Raw genomic sequence first — 20,291 nt, 5'->3', positions numbered from 1 at the left:
AATCCCGAATGGCCGCGCGCGGCATATCTGACACCTCAACAATCCCAACCAACCCTTTCGACATCGACGTGCAGTTCGTAGGGCTTTGGTTTGGTTATTCGGGTCCTGTGGTAAAGCGCGCGGGTGTCAGGCAGACCTTTGAATATCCCATGAACGAAGTCGTTGCGGCATGGCCGCAGTTCGTTGTCGATGAAGTTAATCAGCTCGACCACAAACTTGGCGTCTTTCGGCTCCATCATCTTGATAGCGAGGGCGCGAATAGCGGACAGCTTGTTTCGGTGCCCCATCTCATTCCCTATCACTCGGGAGAGCGTTGGGTTCGGCATGGCCATCATCTCTAAAAGGAGCTGATTGGTGGCATATTCGAGCCGTGACCATTCGGTGGCGATCCGCCCAACTGCGATTTCAATTCGCCTGTTGTAGCGGTAGGATCGCCACTGTTCATGAAGCTTTCGGAGTTTGCTTTTGTCGGACATCGAAAAAAGACAGAGGAAGAGCGGTTCAACGAGACGCTTAAGCGGATGCTCAAGTCACCACCGAAGCCGCACGACAAGGCGGCGAATGAAAAGGACGGAGACAAGAAGTCCCCGCCTTCGGTATCTAAGGGATAAGCCTAACCCGGAGGTGGGTACGGATCGTTTCCGTACGTCCATTCCGTCCTGAACTTGCTATCCGTGCCCTGCACAAGCACCTGTGCATCGTGCCCGCTGTCGCCAGATTTTTTGGCTGTATCGATCGCTATTTTGATAGCGGCCTTTTGTGTGTCGTAAGGCCCGTAGTGGTTTCCTTCAAAACTGATCTTCCACTGCCCTTCATGTCGGACCACGAAGTATTGTGCCCTCGCCATCGATTATTCCTCCCTCAAGCGGGTCTTACATATCATGAGCATCACTTACCCACCAGAGATGCTCCCGTCGCCATGCGAAGGAGATGCGGCAGAGGTATTCCTGGTGGGCGATGATGGGTCGCCTCGTGTGCTATTTCGGGCCGAACCCCTTGCGCCTGCGGAGAAGCTTCCGCGCCTTCTGTTTAGGCATGACCGGCTTCACCAATCCGCCGATAGGTAAGGCCCTTGCTTTCGGCCATGCCTCGCAACACGTCGTCGCATTCTCACAAGAACCACTCCCACCAAACCTAAACCCTCTCAACCACCGGCCCCTCCCCGCCCGACCAAGTAAGCACGAACGCGTCACCGCGCGTCACGGTCTTGATGCAGGAGGGTTTCAGAGCCGCGAGGCATACGCCGCCGGCGTGGCGCACCGAAGGGTAGCGGATGCCGACGAGATCCCTGGCGCGGATGTCGGCCGCGAAAGCCTGCCCCGCCGGATAGCCGACCAGCGGGTCGGGGTTCAGGCTTGCGGCGTCGCGGTGCTCGAGCAGGCATGCCATCGGGCCGGCGATATGGGCCATCAGTTGCACATATTGGGTGACGTTCTCGGTCTCGCCGGTGTTCTTCAGTTCGCGGCCGAGGTGAAAGGCGATCTCCGCCAGGCAGGTTTCGACGGCGAGCGCGGCATACCATGCGCCCCGCCCTTCCCGGTTGAACCGGTTGCCGCCGATGCGCGTGTAGGAAAACGCGGCGTTGACGAAGGACCAGCCATAGCCGAACGTCTCCGTCAGCAGTTCCCTCGGGTCCACCTCGTCGAGCTGGCCGTCCTGCCCCAGCAGCCGGTTGCTGGTTCTTGCCTCCAGCCTGTCCAGTATCGCCTTCTCGCCCTCGTCGTCGCAGAGCGGCGCGATGGCCGGCTCGTCGACATAGGCGCTGGAGAGAAGACGATGCGTGTTCTGTTCGTCGATGAACTGGACGTCGCAAGCGCTCACGCGCCACCCCTGAGGGCGTCGATGTGGCGGCGCATCCGCACCATTTCGGGAATGCCGTCACGCACCATCAGCTCCACCGGCGCCCGGCCGTCAAAACCCTGATTGGCACGTTTCGGCCATTCATAGGTCAGCGGTCCGTTGAAGAGCAGCCGCAGCCCCTTGAAGAGGCCCACCAGCAGGCTCGCCCGCATCTCCTGGTCCTGGTTCAGCGTGCCGGAGAAGGTGCCGCCCTTCATGCGCGACCATGTCCGCACGTTCACGCCGGCCAGCGCGGCCGCCTCATCGTTGGTGAGGTTCCAGAGCGCGGCGATGCGCGTCAGTGCCTTGACGATGGCTGCCCGCTCGTCGGCCTCCGATACGTCGAGCAGTTCGTCGGATGTGACAGGCTGTGCCATGTCGAAATCTCCTTGCCAAATGGCAATATAGTATTCGCCATATGGCAAGTCAAGAAAGCAGCGGCCTCACCCACGGCAGAGAACCCACAGGTTAACGGACGCGGGATCGCCCCCACTCCGTCTTGCTTCGCAAGCCACCTCTCCCCGTTCGACGGGGGAGAGGAAGCGCTAGACGAACCGCCTGGAACCCTTCCTCTACCCCTTTTTAGGGGAGAGGTGGCTTGCAAAGCAAGACGGAGTGGGGGTGATTGGCGCCGCGTTAAGCCCGAGTTCGTTGCCCTGCCGCCTCACTCCACCCGAGGCGCATCCGGCCCGAAGGCACACAGGAAGATGCGCACCGCCTCGGCGGCGTGGCTGCGAAGTTCGGCCGGTTTCGGGATACCCGCATCGCCCAGCAGCATCGCCGCGCTCGTCGGCGCGGCCATCAGGATCCAGTTGAACTGCACGGCTGCCGCCCTCGGGTCCGGCGTCGCAAGCTGACCGATCCGCGTATAGTGCGCAAACGCCCGCTCCATCCGGCGGATCGAGCGCCCCGGCCCGTTGTCGTGCAGGGATCGGCCGAGCTCCGGAAAACGCTCCACCTCGCCGATCACCATGCGCCGCAACCGCATCAGCCGCGGCGTGAGCACAACGGTGAGCTGATCCAGCGCCAACTGCATGAGGAAATCGCGCACCGAGCGGTCGCCGAACACATCCTCCTCGTCTTCACGGATTTCGCGAGCAGCCCCCCGGTCATCGCCTCGACGACCTGGATGAACAGCGCCTCCTTGGAATGGAAATGCGCATAGACAGTCTGCTTGGAAACGCCGGCGTGCTCGGCCACCGTATCCATGTTGGCGCCCAGGAAACCGTTGTGCAGAAACACCTCTTCCGCCGCCGCGATGATCTTCTCGCGGCTTCTTCGCGTGCGGGTGGCGGCTCCGTTCGACATGGCACCTGCTCTTGGCATGAACCGGCAAAGTATACCACGGCCGCTTGACAAATCAAACTGGACCGTCCAGTCTATTTAATAATCTCATGGAGACTACCGATGGCCAGCCATACCGAACTGAGCTGCACCTGCGGAAAGGTAGCGATGCGCGTAGAAGGCGCGCCGATCCTCACCGCCGAATGCCTGTGTTCCGACTGCCAGAAGGCCGGCGCGTTCTTCGCCACCCTGCCCGGCGCGGAACCGATCGTCGACGAGAAGGGCGCGACGTTCCACGTCGTCTACCGCAAGGATCGCGTCCGCTGCGTGCGAGGGGCCGAGTTCCTGCGCGAGCACCGCCTCACCGCAGACAGCAAGACAAGGCGCGTGGTCGCTACCTGTTGCAACACGCCGATCTTCCTCGATTTCACCGATGGGCACTGGCTGGACCTTTTCGGCACACTCTGGCCCCAGGGCACCCTGCCCCCACTAGACCTGCGCACCATGACCCGCGACACGCCGCCCGGCGTGCAACTGCCCGACGACGTGCCGAACCCGAAGACACATACGTTGCGCTTCTATGCCAAGCTGGTCATCGCCTGGGCCGCCATGGGCTTCCGCGTTCCCAAGATCGACTATGTGAAAGGCACCCTCGATGCCCGCTGAAGGCAAGATCGAAATCGAAAACGCCGTCTCGCCCGGTCGCACCGTGCGGGTTAACCGAGCCAAATACGAAGCGATGCGCGACGCGCTGCTTGCGGTCCTGCCAAGTTCCTCGCCGGGGCTCACTGTGGCCGAGGCCAAGGCCAAGCTGTTGCCACTGCTGCCCCAGGACCTCTTTCCGGGCGGCGACAAGGCCGGCTGGTGGCTCAAGGCCGCCCAGCTTGACATGGAGGCCAAGGGTACGATCCTGCGCGACAGCCCGAAGCCGGTAAGGCTCCGCCTGCCCGATTAGGCAGGAAGGCCCGCGCCTGATCCGGTTGGCAGGTTTCGGGTGGAGCATGTGGCTGCGCAAGCGCTAGCTGCGCCCCAACATCAACGTTGGGGCCTTTCCATGCGCGCCATCCGCAACCTGACCTTCGCCGCCTACGGCATGCATCTCGCAGACCAGATCGCGCTCGTCGCGGTCCCGCTGGTCGCCGCGCTCGTTTTCGGCGCGCCGGCCCAGGTGATAGGCCTACTCGTTGCATGCCAGTCGATGGCCCATTTGCTGGGCTCCCTGCCCTTCGGCCTCATCATAGACCGTGCCCAGGCGCGCACGGTCGCCATCGCCTCCACTGTCATCTCGCTTGCCGGTTTCGGCGGTGCTGCCCTGAGCATTCTCGGGGGCAGCCTCGTCGGGTTCGGCGCCTTCGTCGTTGTCGGCGGATTCGGCATCGTCGTTTTCGTGCTGGTCAGCCTGTCGATCTTGCCGCGCCTTGCCCAGCCATCCGATCTCGCAAGGGCCAATGCCCGCCTCGACCTCGCACGCGCGCTCTGCTCCTTCGCCGTTCCGCTCGCAATCGGCCTCATTATTACGACCCGGACAGCAAACTGGGTCTTCGTCGTTGCTGCCGCGGGCGGGCTTCTGGCGCTGGCCGCCGCAATCGGGCTGCCGCGCTTTCCGGTCTCGCCGCCACAGCCAGCCGGAATTTTCAGCCTCATCCGCGAAGGTGGCCGCTTCGTCCTGCGGCATCAGCTCCTGCTGCCGATCGCGCTCTGCGCCGTCCTGTGGAACCTCGCCTTCGCGGCCCTGCTCGCGATCATGGTGCCGCTGGCAGTCGACATCTATCTAGCCGAACCGGGCGTGTTCGGCATCGCGCTCTCGGCTTTCGGGCTGGCGGCCACACTCGGCGCCTTCACCGTTGGTCGTCTATCGGCGGTGCTGCCCACCAGTTTCTTCCTGCTTTTCGGGCCGGGCAGCTCGGTGGCTGCCATCCTCTTGCTGTTTGCGGTCGCTCCCGGCGGTTCGGTCCTGCCGGTCTATGCTGCTTTCTTCATTCTGGGTTTCGGCCCGTCAATGTGGCTCACCACGCAGAACTCCGTCCGCCAGTTGGTCACGCCCGCGGCCATGCTCGGCCGCGTCAATGCCGTCATCCAGACAGCCATCTACGGGATCAGGCCCGTGGGAGCGCTTCTTGGCGGCTTCATAGCGGGAACGGCATCGCCAGATGCCGCGCTGGTCTTCGTCGCGGCAGCTTACGCGGGCTCCTTCGCCGTCCCCCTATTCAGCCGATTGCGCACGGTGCGGCGCTTCACGGATCTTACGATCATGGAAGCCGGCTGAAAGGGTGGATACGACCCGCACCGGCCATCGCCAGCGAGTGCGACCTTCTTCACACACTGCCGCTGCGAAATTTACGATCACCACGGATTTATCGGACTAGTCCTTGTTCCCGGTATCGAAATAGGCAAGAAAAGTCGTAAGTTGACCCTGCGTAGACTGCCCGCTGATCGAGCGACACTCGGGCAAGGCGGGGTCGATCGCGTGGCGTGGGTGTAATGGAAAATCCGTTCGAGGCGAGAAAATCGAAGGCCGCGCGGGCAACGCGTCTGCTCGCCATCGATGCTTGGATCGATTCCAGCCTCTACGAAGCGGGCTTGAAGGCTCGAGAGGCCTGGGAAAACATCACCATCTTCTTTCGCCGCTTCCGGGTGACCGGCTGGCGGCGCGCGCTCGTCGAGCTTGGCAGCGAAGGGTTCACGCTCGGCACGCTGGGCACGATCGTCATGCTGGCGCTGGCGCTGCCCGCCTTCGAGGAAACCGCCAAGGACTGGCGCAGCCAGGGCGACTATGCCGTCACCTTCCTCGACCGCTACGGCAACGAGATCGGACAACGCGGCATCATCCAGCGCGATTCCGTGCCTGTCGACGAGATACCAGACCATGTCATCAAGGCGGTTCTGGCGACAGAAGACCGGCGGTTCTTCGAGCATTTCGGCATCGACTTCATCGGCCTTGCCCGCGCCATGGGCGAAAACGTGCGCGCCAACTCGGTCGTCCAGGGCGGCTCCACCATCACGCAGCAGCTCGCCAAGAACCTGTTTCTGACGAATGAGCGCTCGGTGGAGCGAAAGATCAAGGAAGCCTATCTGGCGCTTTGGCTGGAGTGGAACCTCTCCAAGAAGGAAATCCTCCAGCTCTATCTCGACCGCGCCTATATGGGCGGCGGTACGTTCGGTATCACGGCCGCCGCAGATTTCTACTTCGACAAGGGCATCAAGGAGGTTAACCTCGCCGAGGCAGCGATGCTCGCCGGCCTGTTCAAGGCTCCCGGCAACTACGCGCCGCATATCAACCTGCCCGCCGCGCGCGGCCGCGCAAACGTTGTGCTCTCCAACCTTGTCGAAAGCGGCTTCATGACCGAGGGGCAGGTGCTTTCCGCGCGTCTGCATCCGGCCACCGCGATAGACCGTGGCAGTCAGGACAGCCCCGACTACTTCCTCGACTGGGCGTTCGAGGAGGTCAAGAAGATCGCGCCGAAGAATGGGCCCCATGCGCTGGTCGCACGGACCACCATCGACCTCAACCTGCAGAAGGCAGCCGAGGAATCGGTCGAGTTCAACCTGCGTCAGCACGGCCAGGCCTACCGCGTGACCGAGGGCGCAATGGTCGTGCTGGAAAACAACGGCGCGGTCCGCGCCATCGTCGGCGGGCGCGACTATGCACGCAGCCAGTTCAACCGTGCCACGCGCGCACAACGCCAGACCGGCTCGTCCTTCAAGGTCTATGTCTACACGGCAGCGATGGAAGCGGGCTTCACGCCCGATTCCGTCATCTCCGACGCGCCGATCTCGTGGGGCGGCTGGTCACCGCGCAACTACGGTCGCAGTTATGCAGGCCGCGTCCCGCTTTCCAACGCGCTGATCCGCTCGCTCAACACTGTGCCGGTGCGGCTTGCAAAGGACCATCTGGGCATTCCGGCGGTCATCGAGACGACCAAGGCGATGGGCGTCGAGTCCGAACTCAACGGCCACAAGACCATGGTGCTCGGCACGTCGGGCATGACCGTCATGGACCAGGCCACCGGCTATCTCACGCTTGCAACGGGCGGATTCGTGGGCAAGCGTCACGGCATCACGCAGCTCCTGACCCATTCCGGCGACATCGTCTACGATTATGGCCGCGACGCACCCGAACCGCGACGCGTGGTGTCCGAGCAGGCTGCGGCATCGATGAATTCCATCCTCGTGCAGATCCCGGAGATTGGCACCGGGCGGCGCGCCGCCCTCCCCGGTATCCGTTCAGCGGGCAAAACCGGCACGACCCAGGCCTATCGCGATGCGTGGTATGTGGGCTTTACCGGCAACTACACGGCGGCCGTCTGGCTCGGCAACGACGATTACACTTCGACCCGCAACATGACCGGCGGTTCCGTCCCCGCGATGGTGTGGCAGAGGCTGATGGAGTACGCGCACCAGAACGTCGAGCTCAAACCTATCCCAGGCATCGAGAATCCGTTTATCGACAAGCCAGCCGACGCCGCTGTCGCAAGTGCAGATGGCGAAAACGGCGAGGCGGCCCAGGATGAAAGGCCTTCCGTCCTGTCGGCACGCACCACACGCCTGCTGAGTGAGATGTCCGGCGAATTCCGCAACGCGCCGCGTCTCGAGGTTCCGCCGGGACCGGAAACACTTTCCTCGCTGTAGGTGACAGCTCTGCCTTGACTTTCGCGGGCAGGACGGCAACCGCTGTGTGCGCGCGACAGTTGCCATATCCCGCCTGAACAATGACTGACCTCGATAGCAATCGATGCTGAAGACGATCTTCCTGACCGCACTGACACTTGCGATCGCCATCGGTGGCGGTGCTGCAAGCGTTTGGCTTGTGGTCGAGCGCGATTTCGAGTTCGGAACCGTTACCATCGGCAACTGGACAGCGTATCCCAAGCGCGGCACGCCGGCCGCGGACCCCTATTCGAAAGCCAGGTTCTCGCGCGAAGCCGATCTCGCCCTGGGCTATGCCGAGGGGCTCGTCTTTACCGCCACACGCGATGCGTCAGGCGCACTTCTGCGTCGCGAATGCGACTACCGAGTCGAGGGCAGCCTGCCTCCCGCGCGTTTCTGGACGCTTTCGGCGCGCGATGCAGACGGCGGATTTATTGCTCCCGACGACAGCGTTCCTGCCCTGCATTCCTACGCACTGCTGCGGCAGTCCGACAACACTGTGGCAACCACCGTCTCCCGCAATCCTGTGCCCGGTAACTGGCTTGCCGTTGACGGCAGCGGTGCATTTGCTCTCGTGCTGACCCTCTACGATACTGCGGTAGCATCCAGCGCCCGGATCGCCGACGTGGAGCTTCCGCAGGTGCTGCGCGAGGGCTGCGATGGCTGAGCCCCGCACCACGCGCCCGTTCTGGACGGGGCTGTTGCATGCACTGGTGTTGGGCCTGGTGGGCGCGGGCATCGTGCACATCGCCATTTTGCTGATGCTGCCCTCCTATTCCGAGCGCGACGCGTGGTCGATTCTGTCCAGACAAGCCAACTACTATGCCGTGACGCGCCTTGATCCAGCCGATGCCGCGCCGCTGATCTCTTCGCTGGACCCGCTATTCGATGCGGCGGCGTGCCGGTTCGACCTGCGTGACGGCACCCTTCACATGACCGGCCGGGGCGACGTCCCCTATTGGTCGATCTCCGTCTACGACAGGGCGGGCCAGAACATCTTCAGCCTGAACGATCGGTCCTCGACCGACGGAGCGCTCGATTTCGTCGTCGCCACTTCCGAACAGATGATCGACCTGCGCAATGCGCTGCCGGCGGATTACGACCGCGCTGTCTTCGTCGAAGCCGATGTCGACGAAGGCATCGTGGTGGTGCGCGCCTTCGCTCCCGATGAAAGCTGGGAGCCGACGGTCACGCGCTATCTGGCAGGGCTGAGCTGCGTCTCAGGCTGATTGCGGGCGAACGTTGCCCTAGCGTGCCTTGCGCTTGCCCTTGCGCGACCCGCCATCAACCGTAGCCGGGGTCTCATGACCGTCGCGCTCGATGCTCTCGCGCGCCTTCTCATAACGAATGCCCGGAAAGATGATGATCGTGCCGTGTCCCTGTCGGTCCGGGGCCGATGCCGTCGCGCGTGGGCGGACCACGAAGGGAAGTATGGTAGCCATGACTATGCTCTTTTCTCGGTTAGACCGGAGCAGAACGCTACGCCTCCGTCCCAACTAAGCGCATCAGAGGGTTAACACGACGCTAACGAATACACTCTAATTTGAGTCGATACGGGGACTCGCAGCCAGCTCGATAGGCACGACACCCGTTTGTGTTGATTTGCGTATCGGACGTTTCCACGTGTATCGCTTGGCATCCCACCCGTACAATTCGCATCGCGCCGCCGGCCGACCGGAACGGCTTCTGCGGGCGTCGGTTACGGCTTTCTGCGCGACCCCGCGCCCGACGCGACGCGAAATCGCACAACTGGACGACCTGGCGACACCCCTGCTGGGGCGGGTTTCGGATGAAACGCTGCGCTTCGTGGCGGCAGCTCTTTCAGAAACGCCCCACGCGCCCGCTGCCTTGGTCCGCCGCCTTGCCGATCTACCTGCGGATATCTCCGCGCCGTTGCTTGTCAGTTCCCCGGTGCTGACAAATATCGACCTGGTCGCCCTCATCGGGCGCCATGGACTAGGGCACGCGCGGGCGATCGCCGCACGCGCCGGGCTCGACGACCGAATCAGGCGCCTGGTGCAGATGGTCGGCGCCATGGAGCATTCGCCAGTATCGACCGAGAAGGAAACCGGTGCCGCCGAGGAGGCGCGCGAGCGTCTCCGTCACATGATGCGACCTGCGGGAGCCCTGGCACAGGAAAGCGCATTGCCGCCGGGCACGGTAGTGAATCTGCGTTGGGACAGCGAGCCCACACCCTATCTCAAGTTGAGGTCCACTGCGCTCACCGGCGCACCCACCCTTTTCCACACGGCGCTTGCGGACGCACTCGGCATCGGCCTCCAGCGCGCGGCCGCGATCGCCGACGACAGCGATGTCTCGTCCTTCATCGTTGCCCTGCGTGCGCTATGTCTTTCAGATGAGCAGGCGTTTCTGCTGATGCAGTGCGTCCGCCGCGACCGCAGCCAGGACATCCGCTCCATCGCCGCATTTCTCGATGCCTACGCTGCCGTAAGCTCCGAAACCGCATCGAGATTTGTCGAAGCATGGCGCGAATCGCCGCACGAGAATCTTCATCGAGAACCGGCCAACCAACGGGGCCCATCATCGACGAGGCTCAGGGCGTCGTAACGTTCACAAGTTCTGCGAACAGTGCGTCGTCGACTTCGAGCTCAACCACCCAGATATCCGGATCGAACCGCAGTTCCCGTTCTATCTTGTCGTGGATCGATTGCTCGTCATCCGAATTCAGAAGCTCAACGAAAAGCCGCTGGTCTGGCTTCGCATCCTCATAGCTGGTTTGAGGCGCCGGTCCGTAAAGTCGGGTCTGTCCCATGCGGTCGCGCTGGGTAATCATCACAGCCCCCGCCTCGCTGGCGCCGCGCCGCGCGACAGCAGCGAAACCGCCGGCGGAAAAGGCCCGTCGGACGATCGATGAAACCCAGAAATCGGTTGTTAGACGCATGTGCGGAACTCAGTCCGCAAGGCCGATCTCGCGCATCTTCGCATAGAGCGCCTCGTCGGGCTCGCCGGTCTCGGGAAGGCCGAACAGCGACTGAAACTCGAGTATCGCCGACCTCGTCCTGGAACCCACGACCCCGTCGACCTCGATCCCCTCATTCCCGAACGCTTTCAAGCCGGCCTGGATACGCTTGACGGTGGCATCGCCGACCCCAGCCGACGACGTCTCGATCAGGTCAGTACCTGGCGAACCCTCAGGCAAAGGCGGGGCCCCGCTTACCGAACGCGGCGCCGCGCCAAGCTGCGTCAGAAGCTGATCGTCGATTTCCGCTGAGACGCTCAGGCCGACCATCTTGCGATAGCCCTCGATGGCGCTGCGGGTTTGCGGGCCAGTCAGCCCGTCGATCTTGCCGTCGTAAAGCTTCAGCTCGGCCAGAATGCGCTGGACGTCCTCTACGACCGGATCGCCTCGCGGCGAGATTGCCGGCATGGGCACTTCGGCCGGGTTCGGCGCGGGCGCGGCGATCAGCGTCTCTATCGCCGGTGTCTGCGTCGTCTGCGGTCGAGCTGACGGCAACTCTGCCGACGAAGTCTGCTCCTCGCGCTCCAGCCGGATCACCGTCTCGCCGTCGGCGATCTCTGCTCCGCCGCCTGCGAATTCACTTTCCGGCGTAGCCACGAGCGGCCGCGTTGCGAAGAATGCGCTGCCGTGGGCATGGGGCTGATACCAGACCGCATTTGCCGCGACATAGGAAAACGCCACTGCGAATGCGGTCAAGCCGCCCACCGCCATCCTATGGCGCATCAGGAAAGCTGCGACGCCGCTTCCCTCGTCAAAAATTTCCTCAGCCGCCGTACGGCGCCTAGGCGGTCTTGCGGAGCGCGATGCCATATCTCTCCCCTTTCTCGCCTCGTGTTGCCTCAACTTCGTTCTCGTCATCATCGCCGCCCAGCTCGCTGGGCGCTGCCGATGGCAGGCCGATTGTCACCGTCGTGCCCAGCCCCGTGGCGCTCTCGATGGTCATCGTGCCCTTATGCAATTCAACCAGCCCCTTGACCAGCGACAGCCCGAGGCCCGTCCCCTGGAATTGGCGCGTATAGTCGTTGTGCACTTGCACGAACGGCCTTCCGACCTGAGCCAGCTCGTCCGATGACAGGCCGATGCCTGTATCGTTGACGAAAATACGAACAGTATCGCCGTGCGAAGCCGCGCTGACGCTGACGCTGCCACCGTCAGGCGTGAACTTGATGGCGTTGGACAAAAGGTTGAGCAGGATCTGCTGCACCGCCCGCTGGTCTCCCGCAATCGGGCTCAACCCCTGCGGCAGCCTGACGGACAGCGCAATGTTCTTTGCCTTTGCCTGCGGCTCCAGCATCGCCCGGCACATCTCCACGGCCGGCTTAAGATCGAACGGCTCGACATAGATCTGATAGGAGCCCGACTCGATCTTCGAGACGTCCAGGATCGCATTGACGACCGACAGCAGATGATTGCCCGCTTCGCCGATCAACTGCACGTGCTCGGCCTGCTTGGCCGCCAACTCGCCGGAAATTTCCGGATGCAAAAGCATGTCCGAGAACCCGATGATCGCGTTCAGCGGTGTGCGCAGCTCGTGACTGACTGCGGCGAGGAACCTGCTCTTGGCCACTTCCATCGCACCCGCCTGTTCAACGGCGCGCGCAAGTTCGCCGCGAAGCTCGGCTATTTCCCGTCCGTCGCGCACGATGGCGACAACCGTATCGTCACCCTTGCGTGCGCGCAGAATCTCGAGATCGAAGTGCCGGTAGCCGCCCCTGCTCCCGTCGACCGTCATCGGCATGCGGATACGCAGCTCGCACCGCGCCGGCCTGCCGCTGTCGTGAACGTCTGCCACCGTGCACAGAAACGCGACCCGGTCTGCCACATGAATGCGCTCGAACAGTCCGGTGCCAAGCAGCAACTCGGGCTCGACGCCAAGCGTGGCCAAGGCGTGGCTCGACGCGTTCTCCACTTCGCCAACGCGGGTGATCCTTGCAACCAGCGCATCGAAACAGGCTTCAGGCAGAACGCTGGCGAGATCGACGGCACCGTTTTGATTCCGTGGCTCATACTTCAGCAAACGGCCAACGAGCGTCGCGACGTAGAGCAATGGCGTCGCCCAGACCCAGGCCGACATCGATGCGCCCTCGGCTGCAATTGCCTGACCAAATAGAACGGCTGAACCGAAAGCCATCGCGCCGCCGATCATGGCGGCGTTGCGCGAACGGCTGATCCAATAGATTTCAGCCGCCAATGCAGCCACAAGAACCGCCAGCGGCGCACTGAAACCGCCGCCCAAAGCGACCAGCAGACCGGAGACGCCTGCCGCGCCCGCGAGCACCGCGATCTCCATTGTGCGGGAAGAGCCCCGAGTACTTGTTGTCAGCGCCGCCAGCCAGCTCAGCCCGTAGGTGGCACATAGAAGCGCCATGCTGACCGAAGGGCCATAAGCCGGCATCGTAACTTGCACGATCGCGGCCGTCAGGATGAAGGGTCCAGCCAGAAGCGCGACCAGCAGGCGATGCTGCCGTTCACGCTCATTTCCGTGCACGGCAGGATGGACAAGGCGCTCGCTTACCGCGATCAGCCCTGTGATCCAGTTGCCCGGTCTGGTTGCATCTGCACTCAACTCAACGCACTCGCACAGTGTCCGCTTTTGCGGATCAATCTCATTGGCCCCGACACTCGCAGCCGCGGTTTAAGGAATGAATAAACGCGACGCCGCGATCGGCCCCGAGACACCGCTTTCCAAAGGATTATTCGCTGCAGAAAGGGCCGAATTCGCGCCATGGTAAACAGAGGGTAAGGGCGGGATCGTCCCGAACCGGCACCTCGAAATGAGACGCCGGCCAATCAGGCAGGCCAATTATGCACGCAATTTCATATAGTTAAGCAGCGACTGACCTAACAAGCATTCGTATCAACTCAGATTCAAGATCGATACGAATGCGGAAAGCTAAAATTTGAACTGAATTTGATGCGAATCTGACCGAGTGCCGCAAGCGGTCTTTTGCGCGCGTCGTGCATTGTATGACTGCATTCGCGGAATTGGGGATGAGTCCGCGCTGATATCGAGGGTGAAGTCATGGGGTTCCTGATCAAGTCTGCTTTCTGGCTGTCGCTGGTGCTCTTGCTGATTCCGTTCGGCGGGGCCGAGAACAACGAAGGCCAGCCCACCGTGGGAGCCATCGAGGCCTTCTTTGCGGCCCGTGCGGCAATCGGCGATATGGCGGGGTTGTGTGAACGTCAGCCGGATGTCTGTGACGTGGGACGGTCTGCCATGCAGACGATCGGTGTCCGGGCCCGCGAAGGCGCGCGTATCGCCTACGGCTTGCTGGACGAGCATTTCGGCGAGACGTCCAATATGGCTGCGAGTTCAGACCTTGTCCCGCCGGTTGAGCCGATCCACACCGGATCGGTGCCGACGCCCTCCGAGCCCGTGGCACGCCCGCAGGAGTGACAGCGAAGGCGGCACACTCTATATCCGGGCGATGAGCGCCACGATCGAAACCATCCGCGACGACTTCGCCTTCCTCGACGATTGGGAGGATCGCTATCGGTACGTGATCGAACTGGGCGGAGACCTGCCTCCCTATCCGGACGACGCTCGTGATGACGCCCACAAGGTGCGCGGTTGCGCCAGCCAGGTCTGGCTGCACACGACCCGGGGCAAGGGCGATGATCCGACGCTGAAGTTCCTCGGCGATTCCGACGCCCATATCGTGCGAGGGCTGGTCGCTATCCTGCTTGCACTGTATTCCGACCGTAAGGCATCGCAAATCCTTGCCACCGATGCGGAAGCAACGCTGCGGGAACTGGGGCTCGACGAGCATCTCACGCCACAGCGGGCCAATGGATTGCGCTCGATGGTTCAGCGCATCCGCCGCGAGGCGGAAGACGCGTTGTCCGCGCCCGCAGTATCCTGATCAGCTCAGCGAATGGTCGGACGGTAATCATCCGTTCCCCAATGGAGCAGAGGCTCCCGAGCCCGAGAGGCGGGGTTCGGTTCGTAGTGTCGTGCCAGCGCCGAAAGCGCAGATTTCAGCACCACCTTTGCCGAGCGTGCCGGCCATCTTCGTTCGGCCTCCACCTGCTCGAGCCCTTTGAGGAAGCAGCATACATCGACCAGCACGCCCGCAAGTTCCGGGCCCACCGCGCTGATCGCGTGGTCGACCCGCTTGCGCGCCGCGAGAGCCGCGTCGGTCAGGTCGGCGATGCCGCCCGCACCGCCGCCGTCCGCGTGCCCCGTGCCGAAGCTGTTCCAGTTGACGCCCAGGCGCGGCACAAGCTGCCCGCGGGTATAATCAGACCTGAGGCGCTCGCCTGCCCGAAACTCCCGTGCTTCTAGGAAGCGTGAGCCGTCGCGCGCCTTGCGTCGCCACAAAAGTGCAAGTGGCGACTCGGCATGGTTGATCGATACAGACTGGCTCGCGCCCTCCACCACAACCGTGGCGGCGCCGATCTCACTGCGGGCCTGCGGTTGTTCCACCTGCATGGTAGTCACTTCTCGTAGCGAGCGCGTTCCGACCTCCGTCAGCCTGATTTCTTCATCGGAAATCGAGACCAGCCCCGCATTCGCCAGGCGCCCCAGCGCATCCGTCTCGATCGCGATCGTTCCGCGATCACCGCCCTCAAGCAGTGTTGCGCCGCCCGCGCCTGCCTTGCGCAAGGATGCAGCTCCCCTTGCAAGAAACCGCATCGCGCGCACAGCCCCCTTACCTTGCATCATGTAAGCCTCTCTATTCTCCCGGACGCCCCAGCGCCGCCGTCATCACCCGCTCGGTCATCGCAACGATGCCGTCGAATTCCTGATCGTCCCGCATGTCCTCAATCTGGTGGCACGCGTGAAGGACGGTCGTCCGGTCGCGGCCAAAACCTTGACCGACCTCGCGCATGCTCAGCCCAAGAGCGACATGGGTCACATACATTGCGATCTGCCTGACCCTGCTGACGCTCAGACTCGAGCGGCCGGGATGGCGCAGTTCACGCCCGCTGACATTGAAAAGCGCAGCAGCGATGTCGATCACCGCATCGCAGATCGCAGGCACTCGTTCGGCGGGGGAAAGCTTCTGCAGACGGGCAGCAGGCGATTGAGCAACTGCTGCGGTATCGCCTTCCGTCTCATCCGTTTGTTTTAGCGCCGTGGACAACAAGATCTCACCCCATGAATAGGAATGATTTCTTATATCAAGGCGCCATCAGAGTGTGAACAAACAGAGAACTAATTTAACCCGGAAAATTCCTATGGCTCTGAAATTGAAGCCGATTTTTCTGGCCACCGTCATTTCCGCGCATGACTTTATCCACCGGGTCCAGCCACCACCGATGATCCAGGCATCAAGACAAGAAGGAGCTTTCCGGTGGACACACTTTGCAGCGACATCCATGCCTTCCAGCGCAAAAAGCATCACGAACAGCGCGTTGCCGGGCAGACGGCGGCGCTTTTTCTCACGTGCGGGGTGGATCTTGCCGACGCGCTATCGGCGCCGCGGGTTGAAAAGAAAAGGATTGCGCTCAAGCTTGAGCGGCTGATCGAGCGCGAGCGTCTGCGGGGCATGCGCCGCCACTGGAGCTACGATCTCAATCGGCACATCGCATTGAAGCAAACGCTGAACCGACTGCGACACAGTGCGGGCACGCTGCTCGACTAGTGGCCTTAACGCACGAAAGCGGCGCCACCGACGCCGCTTTCGTCTAATCAAAGCGATGTAGGACCCAGCGCCTATTTGCGCTTGCGGCCCAGGCCCATCTTCTTCGCAAGCTGAGAGCGCGCTGCCGCATAGTTCGGCGCGACCATCGGATAGCTCGCATCCAGACCCCACTTGTCGCGGTACTGGTCGGGCGTCAGCCCGTAATGGGTCATCAGGTGCCGCTTCAGCGACTTGAACTTCTTTCCGTCCTCGAGACAGACAATATAGTCGTCGTGAACCGACTTCTTCGGATTCACCGCCGGCTTCTGCTTGTCTACCGGCGCCACTTCCGGCGCACCGCCGACGCGACCGAGTGCAGCATGAACGTCCGCGATCAGATTAGGAAGATCGCCGACCGGAACCGGATTGTTGCTGACATAAGCTGCCACCACATCGGCGGTCAGCTCGATCAGCATCTCGTCATTTCTCGCGGGAGTTTCGGTAATGTCCATCATTTGGCCCCAGTATGGTAAGAAATTGCACCTTCCGAGGCATGTCCGCTCCCGGAATATAACGCACGGGCGCATTTGTGTTGCACCTTCCGATTCGCGTTACGCCGCATACATGGGGCCAACAGTACAGCAAGTCAATTCTTCATCTTCTATTTTCCCAAAAAATCAAATTAAGTATCAGTATAAGACATATCGATCTTCTTTGGGCATTTGCTCAATTCAATAGTTGTCATAGACGAGGCCTAGCTGTCGGACCGAAGACGCCAGGCGTGGCTTCCCGGTCCGAAATCGTCTGGGCTTGGCATCCCTTGCGCCCCTCACCACATCTGCCTATTCGCATGGCCTGCGCGTCTGACCGGCGGGCCAGTACATGTCGGTTCCCACGACCATCGACGAGGAGTAGCAAGCAACATGTCATCGACAGCAAGGTTTTCGACCGCCACCGCGCCAGGCGCCGAACAACGCCCGCATAGCGATGTGCGTCACGGAATCGAGCGCGTCGACGAATACGCCTGGCTGCGCGCCGACAACTGGCAGGAGATGTTCAAGGATCCGTCGAAGCTCGATCCGGCGATCCGGTCGCACCTGGAGGCGGAAAACGCGTATCAAACGGCGCTGATGGCCGACACGGCCCCCTTCGCGAAACACTCTTCGGCGAGATGAAGGGGCGGATCAAGGAAGACGATTCGAGCGTGCCGATGAAGGATGGTCCTTTCGCCTACGGTACGTCCTACCGCACCGGCGGCCAGCATCCGCGTTTTTTCCGCGTTCCGCGCGAAGGTGGGGAGGAGGCCATACTCATCGATGGTGACGCGGAAGCCGAGGGCAAGGCCTATTTCCGTATCGGAGGCGTCGATCACGCTGGCGACCACGAGCGGCTTGTGTGGGGCTTCGACGACAAGGGTTCCGAGTTCTACACGCTCAAGGTTCGCGACCTTCAGACCGGCGAGGACCTCGCAGACCTGATCGCCGACACCGGCGGAGAAGGCCAGTGGGATGCCACCGACAACGGCTTTTTCTACACCAGGCTGGATGACAACCATCGCCCCTCGCAGGTCTTCCACCACCGCATTGGCACCGATACCGCGCAGGACAGGCTGGTCTACGAGGAAACCGATCCGGGCTTCTTCATGAGCGTGGGCGGAACCCGCCTGAACGACTGGATCATGATCTCGATCAGCGATCACGAAACGAGCGAGTACCGTCTGCTGCCCGCTGCCAGACCCGACGCGGAACCGGTTCTCGTGAAAGCCCGCGAAGCGGGCATTCAGTACGATCTGGAGGAAGGCGGCGATGTCTTCTTCGTCCTCACGAACTCGGGGGCGCGAAGGACTTTCGCATCATGACGGCACCGGTGTCCGATCCGCGCGAGGCGAACTGGTCCGAACTGGTCCCGCACGAGCCTGGACGGCTGATCCTGTCAGTCATGGGTTTCCGGGACTACCTTGTCCGGCTGGAACGCAAGGATGGGCTGCCGCGCATCGTCGTGCGCCACCGAGCTACGGGCGAAGAGCACGTGGTGGCCTTCGAGGAAGAAGCCTATTCGCTTGGACTGGCCGGCTCTTACGAATACGAAACCGACATCATCCGCTTCAGCTACTCGTCGATGACCACCCCCGCGCAGGTCTACGATTACGACATGCGCACCCGCGAGCGTGTGCTTCTGAAAACGCAGGAAGTGCCTTCCGGCCACAACCCGAACGACTATGTGACACGGCGTCTGCTCGCGCCGTCGGCGGATGGCGAACTGGTTCCCGTGTCATTGCTCTACCGCAAGGACACGCCGCTCGACGGCACCGCGCCATGCCTGCTTTACGGCTATGGCTCCTACGGCATCGCGATCCCGGCATCCTTCAACACGAACTGTCTTTCGCTGGTCGATCGCGGGTTCGTCTATGCCATCGCGCATGTCCGCGGCGGCAAGGACAAGGGCTATGGCTGGTACGAAGACGGCAAGCGGGACCGCAAGCAAAACACCTTCACCGATTTCATTGCCGCCGCGCGCCGCCTCGTTGCCGAGAAGCTGACCAGCCACGACCGCATCGTCGCTCAGGGTGGATCTGCGGGCGGCATGCTGATGGGTGCCGTCGCAAACATGGCGCCAGAGGCATTCGCCGGCATCATCGCGGAGGTTCCGTTCGTCGACGTGCTCAACACAATGCTCGACGCAACCCTGCCGCTGACCCCGCCGGAATGGCCGGAATGGGGCAACCCGATTGAATCTGCGGCCGACTATCGAACGATTGCGGCCTATTCACCTTACGACAACGTGTCCGCCCAGGCCTATCCGCCGATCCTCGCGGTCGCCGGCCTCACCGATCCGCGCGTTACCTATTGGGAGCCTGCCAAATGGGTCGCGCGGCTGCGCGCGCGCAAGACCGACGACAATCCGGTCCTGTTCCGCATCAACATGGACGCGGGCCACGCAGGTGCGTCGGGCCGTTTCTCCCGCCTTGAGGAAATCGCCTACGGCTACGCTTTCGCACTGAAGGTCGTAGGCAAGGCCTAGGATCGTTCAGGATCCATCAGGATGTCCGGGTATGGCCTTCAGATAGGCGGCGATGGCGTCACGGTCCGAAGACGGCAGTTCCGCCATGTTGCGTATGACCGACGCCATCGAGCCACCGACTGAATCGAAATCGGGCGTGAAACCGGTCTCGAGCAGGTCTGCGATTTCGGCCTCGCTCCAGTCGCCTATCCCGCCCTCGCCGGAGGTGATGTTGGGCACCCTGCCCCCACCTTCGGCAGCGGGACCTCCGGCAAGCCATTGCCCCCTGTCGAGCCCACCGAGCGCGTTGCGGGGCGTGTGACACTCGCCGCAATGGCCGGGACCCTCGACAAGGTATTGACCGCGCGCGATCGTTTCGGATGGATTGTCGAGCGCCACGACAGGCTCATCGTTCAGGAAGAGCATCTTCCAGAGACCGATGCCGCGTCGCATGCTGAACGGGAAAGCGATTTCGCTTTGCGGCGCCTTGCCCTCCACCTCCGGAAGCGTGATCAGGAACGCGTGAAGGTCGGCTACGTCACCGGGCTTCATCCGGGTATATGACCCATATGGAAAGGCAGGATAATAATGCTCGCCCGCCGGCGAAACGCCGCGCAACATGGCGTTGCCCAGATCGCCGGCCGACCAGCCGCCAATGCCATCCTGTGGGTGCTGGGAGATATTCGGCGCGACGAAGTTCCCGAACGGGGTCTCAAGCCTGACACCACCGACAAGAACCAACCGGTCGTCGCCAGTCGCTCCGGGCGCCGCATGGCAGGAGGCGCAGCCGCCTGCCCAGAATATCTGTTCGCCCCGCCCGGCATCGCCGCCTTCGAGTTCGGCCAGCGCTGCATCATCCAGCGGCTGCGGCGCACTGGCGAACCAGAAGGCTGCGACTCCGGCCAGCGCCAACACGGCCAGGCTCAGCAGAAATTTGCCGGAACGGGACATCGAGGCGAATGCGATGGCCCGAG

At 62.5% G+C, this 20,291-nt stretch carries 24 protein-coding genes and 1 pseudogene; 11 read left to right on the top strand and 14 right to left on the bottom strand.

Annotated elements, in window-relative coordinates:
* Positions 1-35 precede the first annotated feature (35 nt).
* From HK436_RS12060 to HK436_RS30545, 6 genes are all read right to left on the bottom strand, one after another.
* Positions 36-476 (bottom strand): hypothetical protein, encoded by a 441-nt coding sequence (locus HK436_RS12060; protein WP_173190260.1) that lies wholly within the window; start codon positions 474-476, stop codon positions 36-38.
* Positions 477-613: 137 nt separating this feature from the next.
* A complete protein-coding gene (locus HK436_RS12055; RefSeq protein WP_173190259.1) occupies positions 614-847 on the bottom strand; it encodes a DUF2188 domain-containing protein in 234 nt (77 codons plus the stop codon).
* Between the two features lie 287 nt (positions 848-1,134).
* Positions 1,135-1,821 carry an RES family NAD+ phosphorylase gene (locus HK436_RS12050; RefSeq protein ID WP_173190257.1) on the bottom strand — a complete coding sequence of 229 codons (687 nt, stop codon included), beginning with the start codon at positions 1,819-1,821 and terminating at the stop codon, positions 1,135-1,137.
* Positions 1,818-2,216, bottom strand: a complete 399-nt coding sequence (locus HK436_RS31360) for an antitoxin Xre-like helix-turn-helix domain-containing protein (RefSeq protein ID WP_173190255.1) — start codon at positions 2,214-2,216, stop codon at positions 1,818-1,820. The genes HK436_RS12050 and HK436_RS31360 overlap by 4 nt, the downstream gene beginning before the upstream one ends.
* A 287-nt stretch (positions 2,217-2,503) precedes the next feature.
* Positions 2,504-2,908, bottom strand: coding sequence for a TetR/AcrR family transcriptional regulator C-terminal domain-containing protein (locus HK436_RS30550; protein WP_206680520.1), 405 nt, complete (start codon positions 2,906-2,908; stop codon positions 2,504-2,506).
* Positions 2,827-3,147: a TetR/AcrR family transcriptional regulator gene (locus tag HK436_RS30545; protein ID WP_206680519.1), complete on the bottom strand. Its 321-nt coding sequence runs from the start codon at positions 3,145-3,147 to the stop codon at positions 2,827-2,829. Before HK436_RS30545 ends, HK436_RS30550 begins: the two co-directional genes overlap by 82 nt.
* A gap of 99 nt (positions 3,148-3,246) precedes the next feature.
* On the opposite strand from HK436_RS30545, the gene HK436_RS12035 reads away from it, so the two are divergent.
* From HK436_RS12035 to HK436_RS12010, 6 genes are all read left to right on the top strand, one after another.
* Complete coding sequence (locus HK436_RS12035; RefSeq protein WP_173190253.1) at positions 3,247-3,789, top strand: GFA family protein; 543 nt, start codon at positions 3,247-3,249, stop codon at positions 3,787-3,789.
* Positions 3,779-4,078 carry a DUF6958 family protein gene (locus HK436_RS12030; protein WP_173190251.1) on the top strand — a complete coding sequence of 100 codons (300 nt, stop codon included), beginning with the start codon at positions 3,779-3,781 and terminating at the stop codon, positions 4,076-4,078. Before HK436_RS12035 ends, HK436_RS12030 begins: the two co-directional genes overlap by 11 nt.
* 99 nt (positions 4,079-4,177) lie before the next feature.
* Positions 4,178-5,389 (top strand): MFS transporter, encoded by a 1,212-nt coding sequence (locus HK436_RS12025; protein ID WP_173190249.1) that lies wholly within the window; start codon positions 4,178-4,180, stop codon positions 5,387-5,389.
* A gap of 215 nt (positions 5,390-5,604) precedes the next feature.
* The gene (locus HK436_RS12020) at positions 5,605-7,752 is read left to right on the top strand and encodes a transglycosylase domain-containing protein (RefSeq protein ID WP_173190247.1); all 2,148 of its coding nucleotides are present in this window, start codon (positions 5,605-5,607) and stop codon (positions 7,750-7,752) included.
* A 103-nt stretch (positions 7,753-7,855) separates the two neighbouring features.
* Positions 7,856-8,437, top strand: a complete 582-nt coding sequence (locus tag HK436_RS12015; RefSeq protein ID WP_173190245.1) for a DUF1214 domain-containing protein — start codon at positions 7,856-7,858, stop codon at positions 8,435-8,437.
* Positions 8,430-8,999 (top strand): DUF1254 domain-containing protein, encoded by a 570-nt coding sequence (locus HK436_RS12010; protein ID WP_173190243.1) that lies wholly within the window; start codon positions 8,430-8,432, stop codon positions 8,997-8,999. Before HK436_RS12015 ends, HK436_RS12010 begins: the two co-directional genes overlap by 8 nt.
* Before the next feature lie 18 nt (positions 9,000-9,017).
* Here the strand turns inward: HK436_RS12010 and HK436_RS12005 are convergent, their stop codons facing one another.
* Positions 9,018-9,212, bottom strand: coding sequence for a hypothetical protein (locus tag HK436_RS12005; RefSeq protein ID WP_173190241.1), 195 nt, complete (start codon positions 9,210-9,212; stop codon positions 9,018-9,020).
* 181 nt (positions 9,213-9,393) lie between these two features.
* Between HK436_RS12005 and HK436_RS12000 the strand changes: the two genes are divergently transcribed.
* Positions 9,394-10,338 (top strand): hypothetical protein, encoded by a 945-nt coding sequence (locus HK436_RS12000; RefSeq protein WP_173190239.1) that lies wholly within the window; start codon positions 9,394-9,396, stop codon positions 10,336-10,338.
* Here HK436_RS12000 and HK436_RS11995 read toward each other — a convergent pair.
* The 3 genes from HK436_RS11995 to HK436_RS11985 all read right to left on the bottom strand — a co-directional run bounded on the left by HK436_RS11995 (position 10,325) and on the right by HK436_RS11985 (position 13,316).
* On the bottom strand, positions 10,325-10,672 hold the full coding sequence (locus HK436_RS11995) for a DUF1491 family protein (protein ID WP_173190237.1): 348 nt from the start codon (positions 10,670-10,672) through the stop codon (positions 10,325-10,327). The two genes, HK436_RS12000 and HK436_RS11995, sit on opposite strands and share 14 nt — an antisense overlap.
* Before the next feature lie 9 nt (positions 10,673-10,681).
* A complete protein-coding gene (locus tag HK436_RS11990; RefSeq protein WP_312860590.1) occupies positions 10,682-11,455 on the bottom strand; it encodes a peptidoglycan-binding domain-containing protein in 774 nt (257 codons plus the stop codon).
* A gap of 76 nt (positions 11,456-11,531) precedes the next feature.
* On the bottom strand, positions 11,532-13,316 hold the full coding sequence (locus tag HK436_RS11985; protein ID WP_173190233.1) for a sensor histidine kinase: 1,785 nt from the start codon (positions 13,314-13,316) through the stop codon (positions 11,532-11,534).
* Positions 13,317-13,772: 456 nt separating this feature from the next.
* Between HK436_RS11985 and HK436_RS11980 the strand changes: the two genes are divergently transcribed.
* On the top strand, positions 13,773-14,147 hold the full coding sequence (locus HK436_RS11980) for a DUF5330 domain-containing protein (RefSeq protein WP_173190231.1): 375 nt from the start codon (positions 13,773-13,775) through the stop codon (positions 14,145-14,147).
* Between the two features lie 31 nt (positions 14,148-14,178).
* Positions 14,179-14,613 (top strand): SufE family protein, encoded by a 435-nt coding sequence (locus HK436_RS11975; RefSeq protein WP_173190229.1) that lies wholly within the window; start codon positions 14,179-14,181, stop codon positions 14,611-14,613.
* A gap of 5 nt (positions 14,614-14,618) precedes the next feature.
* On the opposite strand, the gene HK436_RS11970 is transcribed toward HK436_RS11975, so the two are convergent.
* Positions 14,619-15,356, bottom strand: a complete 738-nt coding sequence (locus HK436_RS11970; protein WP_244648916.1) for a DUF6456 domain-containing protein — start codon at positions 15,354-15,356, stop codon at positions 14,619-14,621.
* A 70-nt stretch (positions 15,357-15,426) separates the two neighbouring features.
* Complete coding sequence (locus HK436_RS11965) at positions 15,427-15,837, bottom strand: helix-turn-helix domain-containing protein (protein WP_194248527.1); 411 nt, start codon at positions 15,835-15,837, stop codon at positions 15,427-15,429.
* A 210-nt stretch (positions 15,838-16,047) separates the two neighbouring features.
* Here HK436_RS11965 and HK436_RS11960 point away from each other — a divergent pair, with 210 nt between their 5' ends.
* Entirely contained in the window at positions 16,048-16,338 is a 291-nt protein-coding gene (locus tag HK436_RS11960; RefSeq protein ID WP_312860589.1) for a cytoplasmic protein, read from the top strand.
* Between the two features lie 71 nt (positions 16,339-16,409).
* Here the strand turns inward: HK436_RS11960 and HK436_RS11955 are convergent, their stop codons facing one another.
* The gene (locus tag HK436_RS11955) at positions 16,410-16,829 is read right to left on the bottom strand and encodes a Ros/MucR family transcriptional regulator (RefSeq protein WP_173193405.1); all 420 of its coding nucleotides are present in this window, start codon (positions 16,827-16,829) and stop codon (positions 16,410-16,412) included.
* Between the two features lie 411 nt (positions 16,830-17,240).
* Here HK436_RS11955 and HK436_RS11950 point away from each other — a divergent pair.
* Positions 17,241-19,338 (top strand): annotated as a pseudogene (locus HK436_RS11950) (S9 family peptidase).
* 6 nt (positions 19,339-19,344) lie between these two features.
* On the opposite strand, the gene HK436_RS11945 reads toward HK436_RS11950, so the two are convergent.
* The gene (locus tag HK436_RS11945; RefSeq protein ID WP_173190225.1) at positions 19,345-20,268 is read right to left on the bottom strand and encodes a cytochrome c; all 924 of its coding nucleotides are present in this window, start codon (positions 20,266-20,268) and stop codon (positions 19,345-19,347) included.
* Positions 20,269-20,291: the final 23 nt, after the last annotated feature.

Source organism: Neoaquamicrobium sediminum, from assembly GCF_013240295.1.
Lineage (GTDB): Bacteria > Pseudomonadota > Alphaproteobacteria > Rhizobiales > Rhizobiaceae > Aerobium > Aerobium sediminum.
The sequence above is the reverse complement of the archived record's forward strand: the minus strand, read 5'-3'. Positions and strand labels throughout refer to the sequence as shown.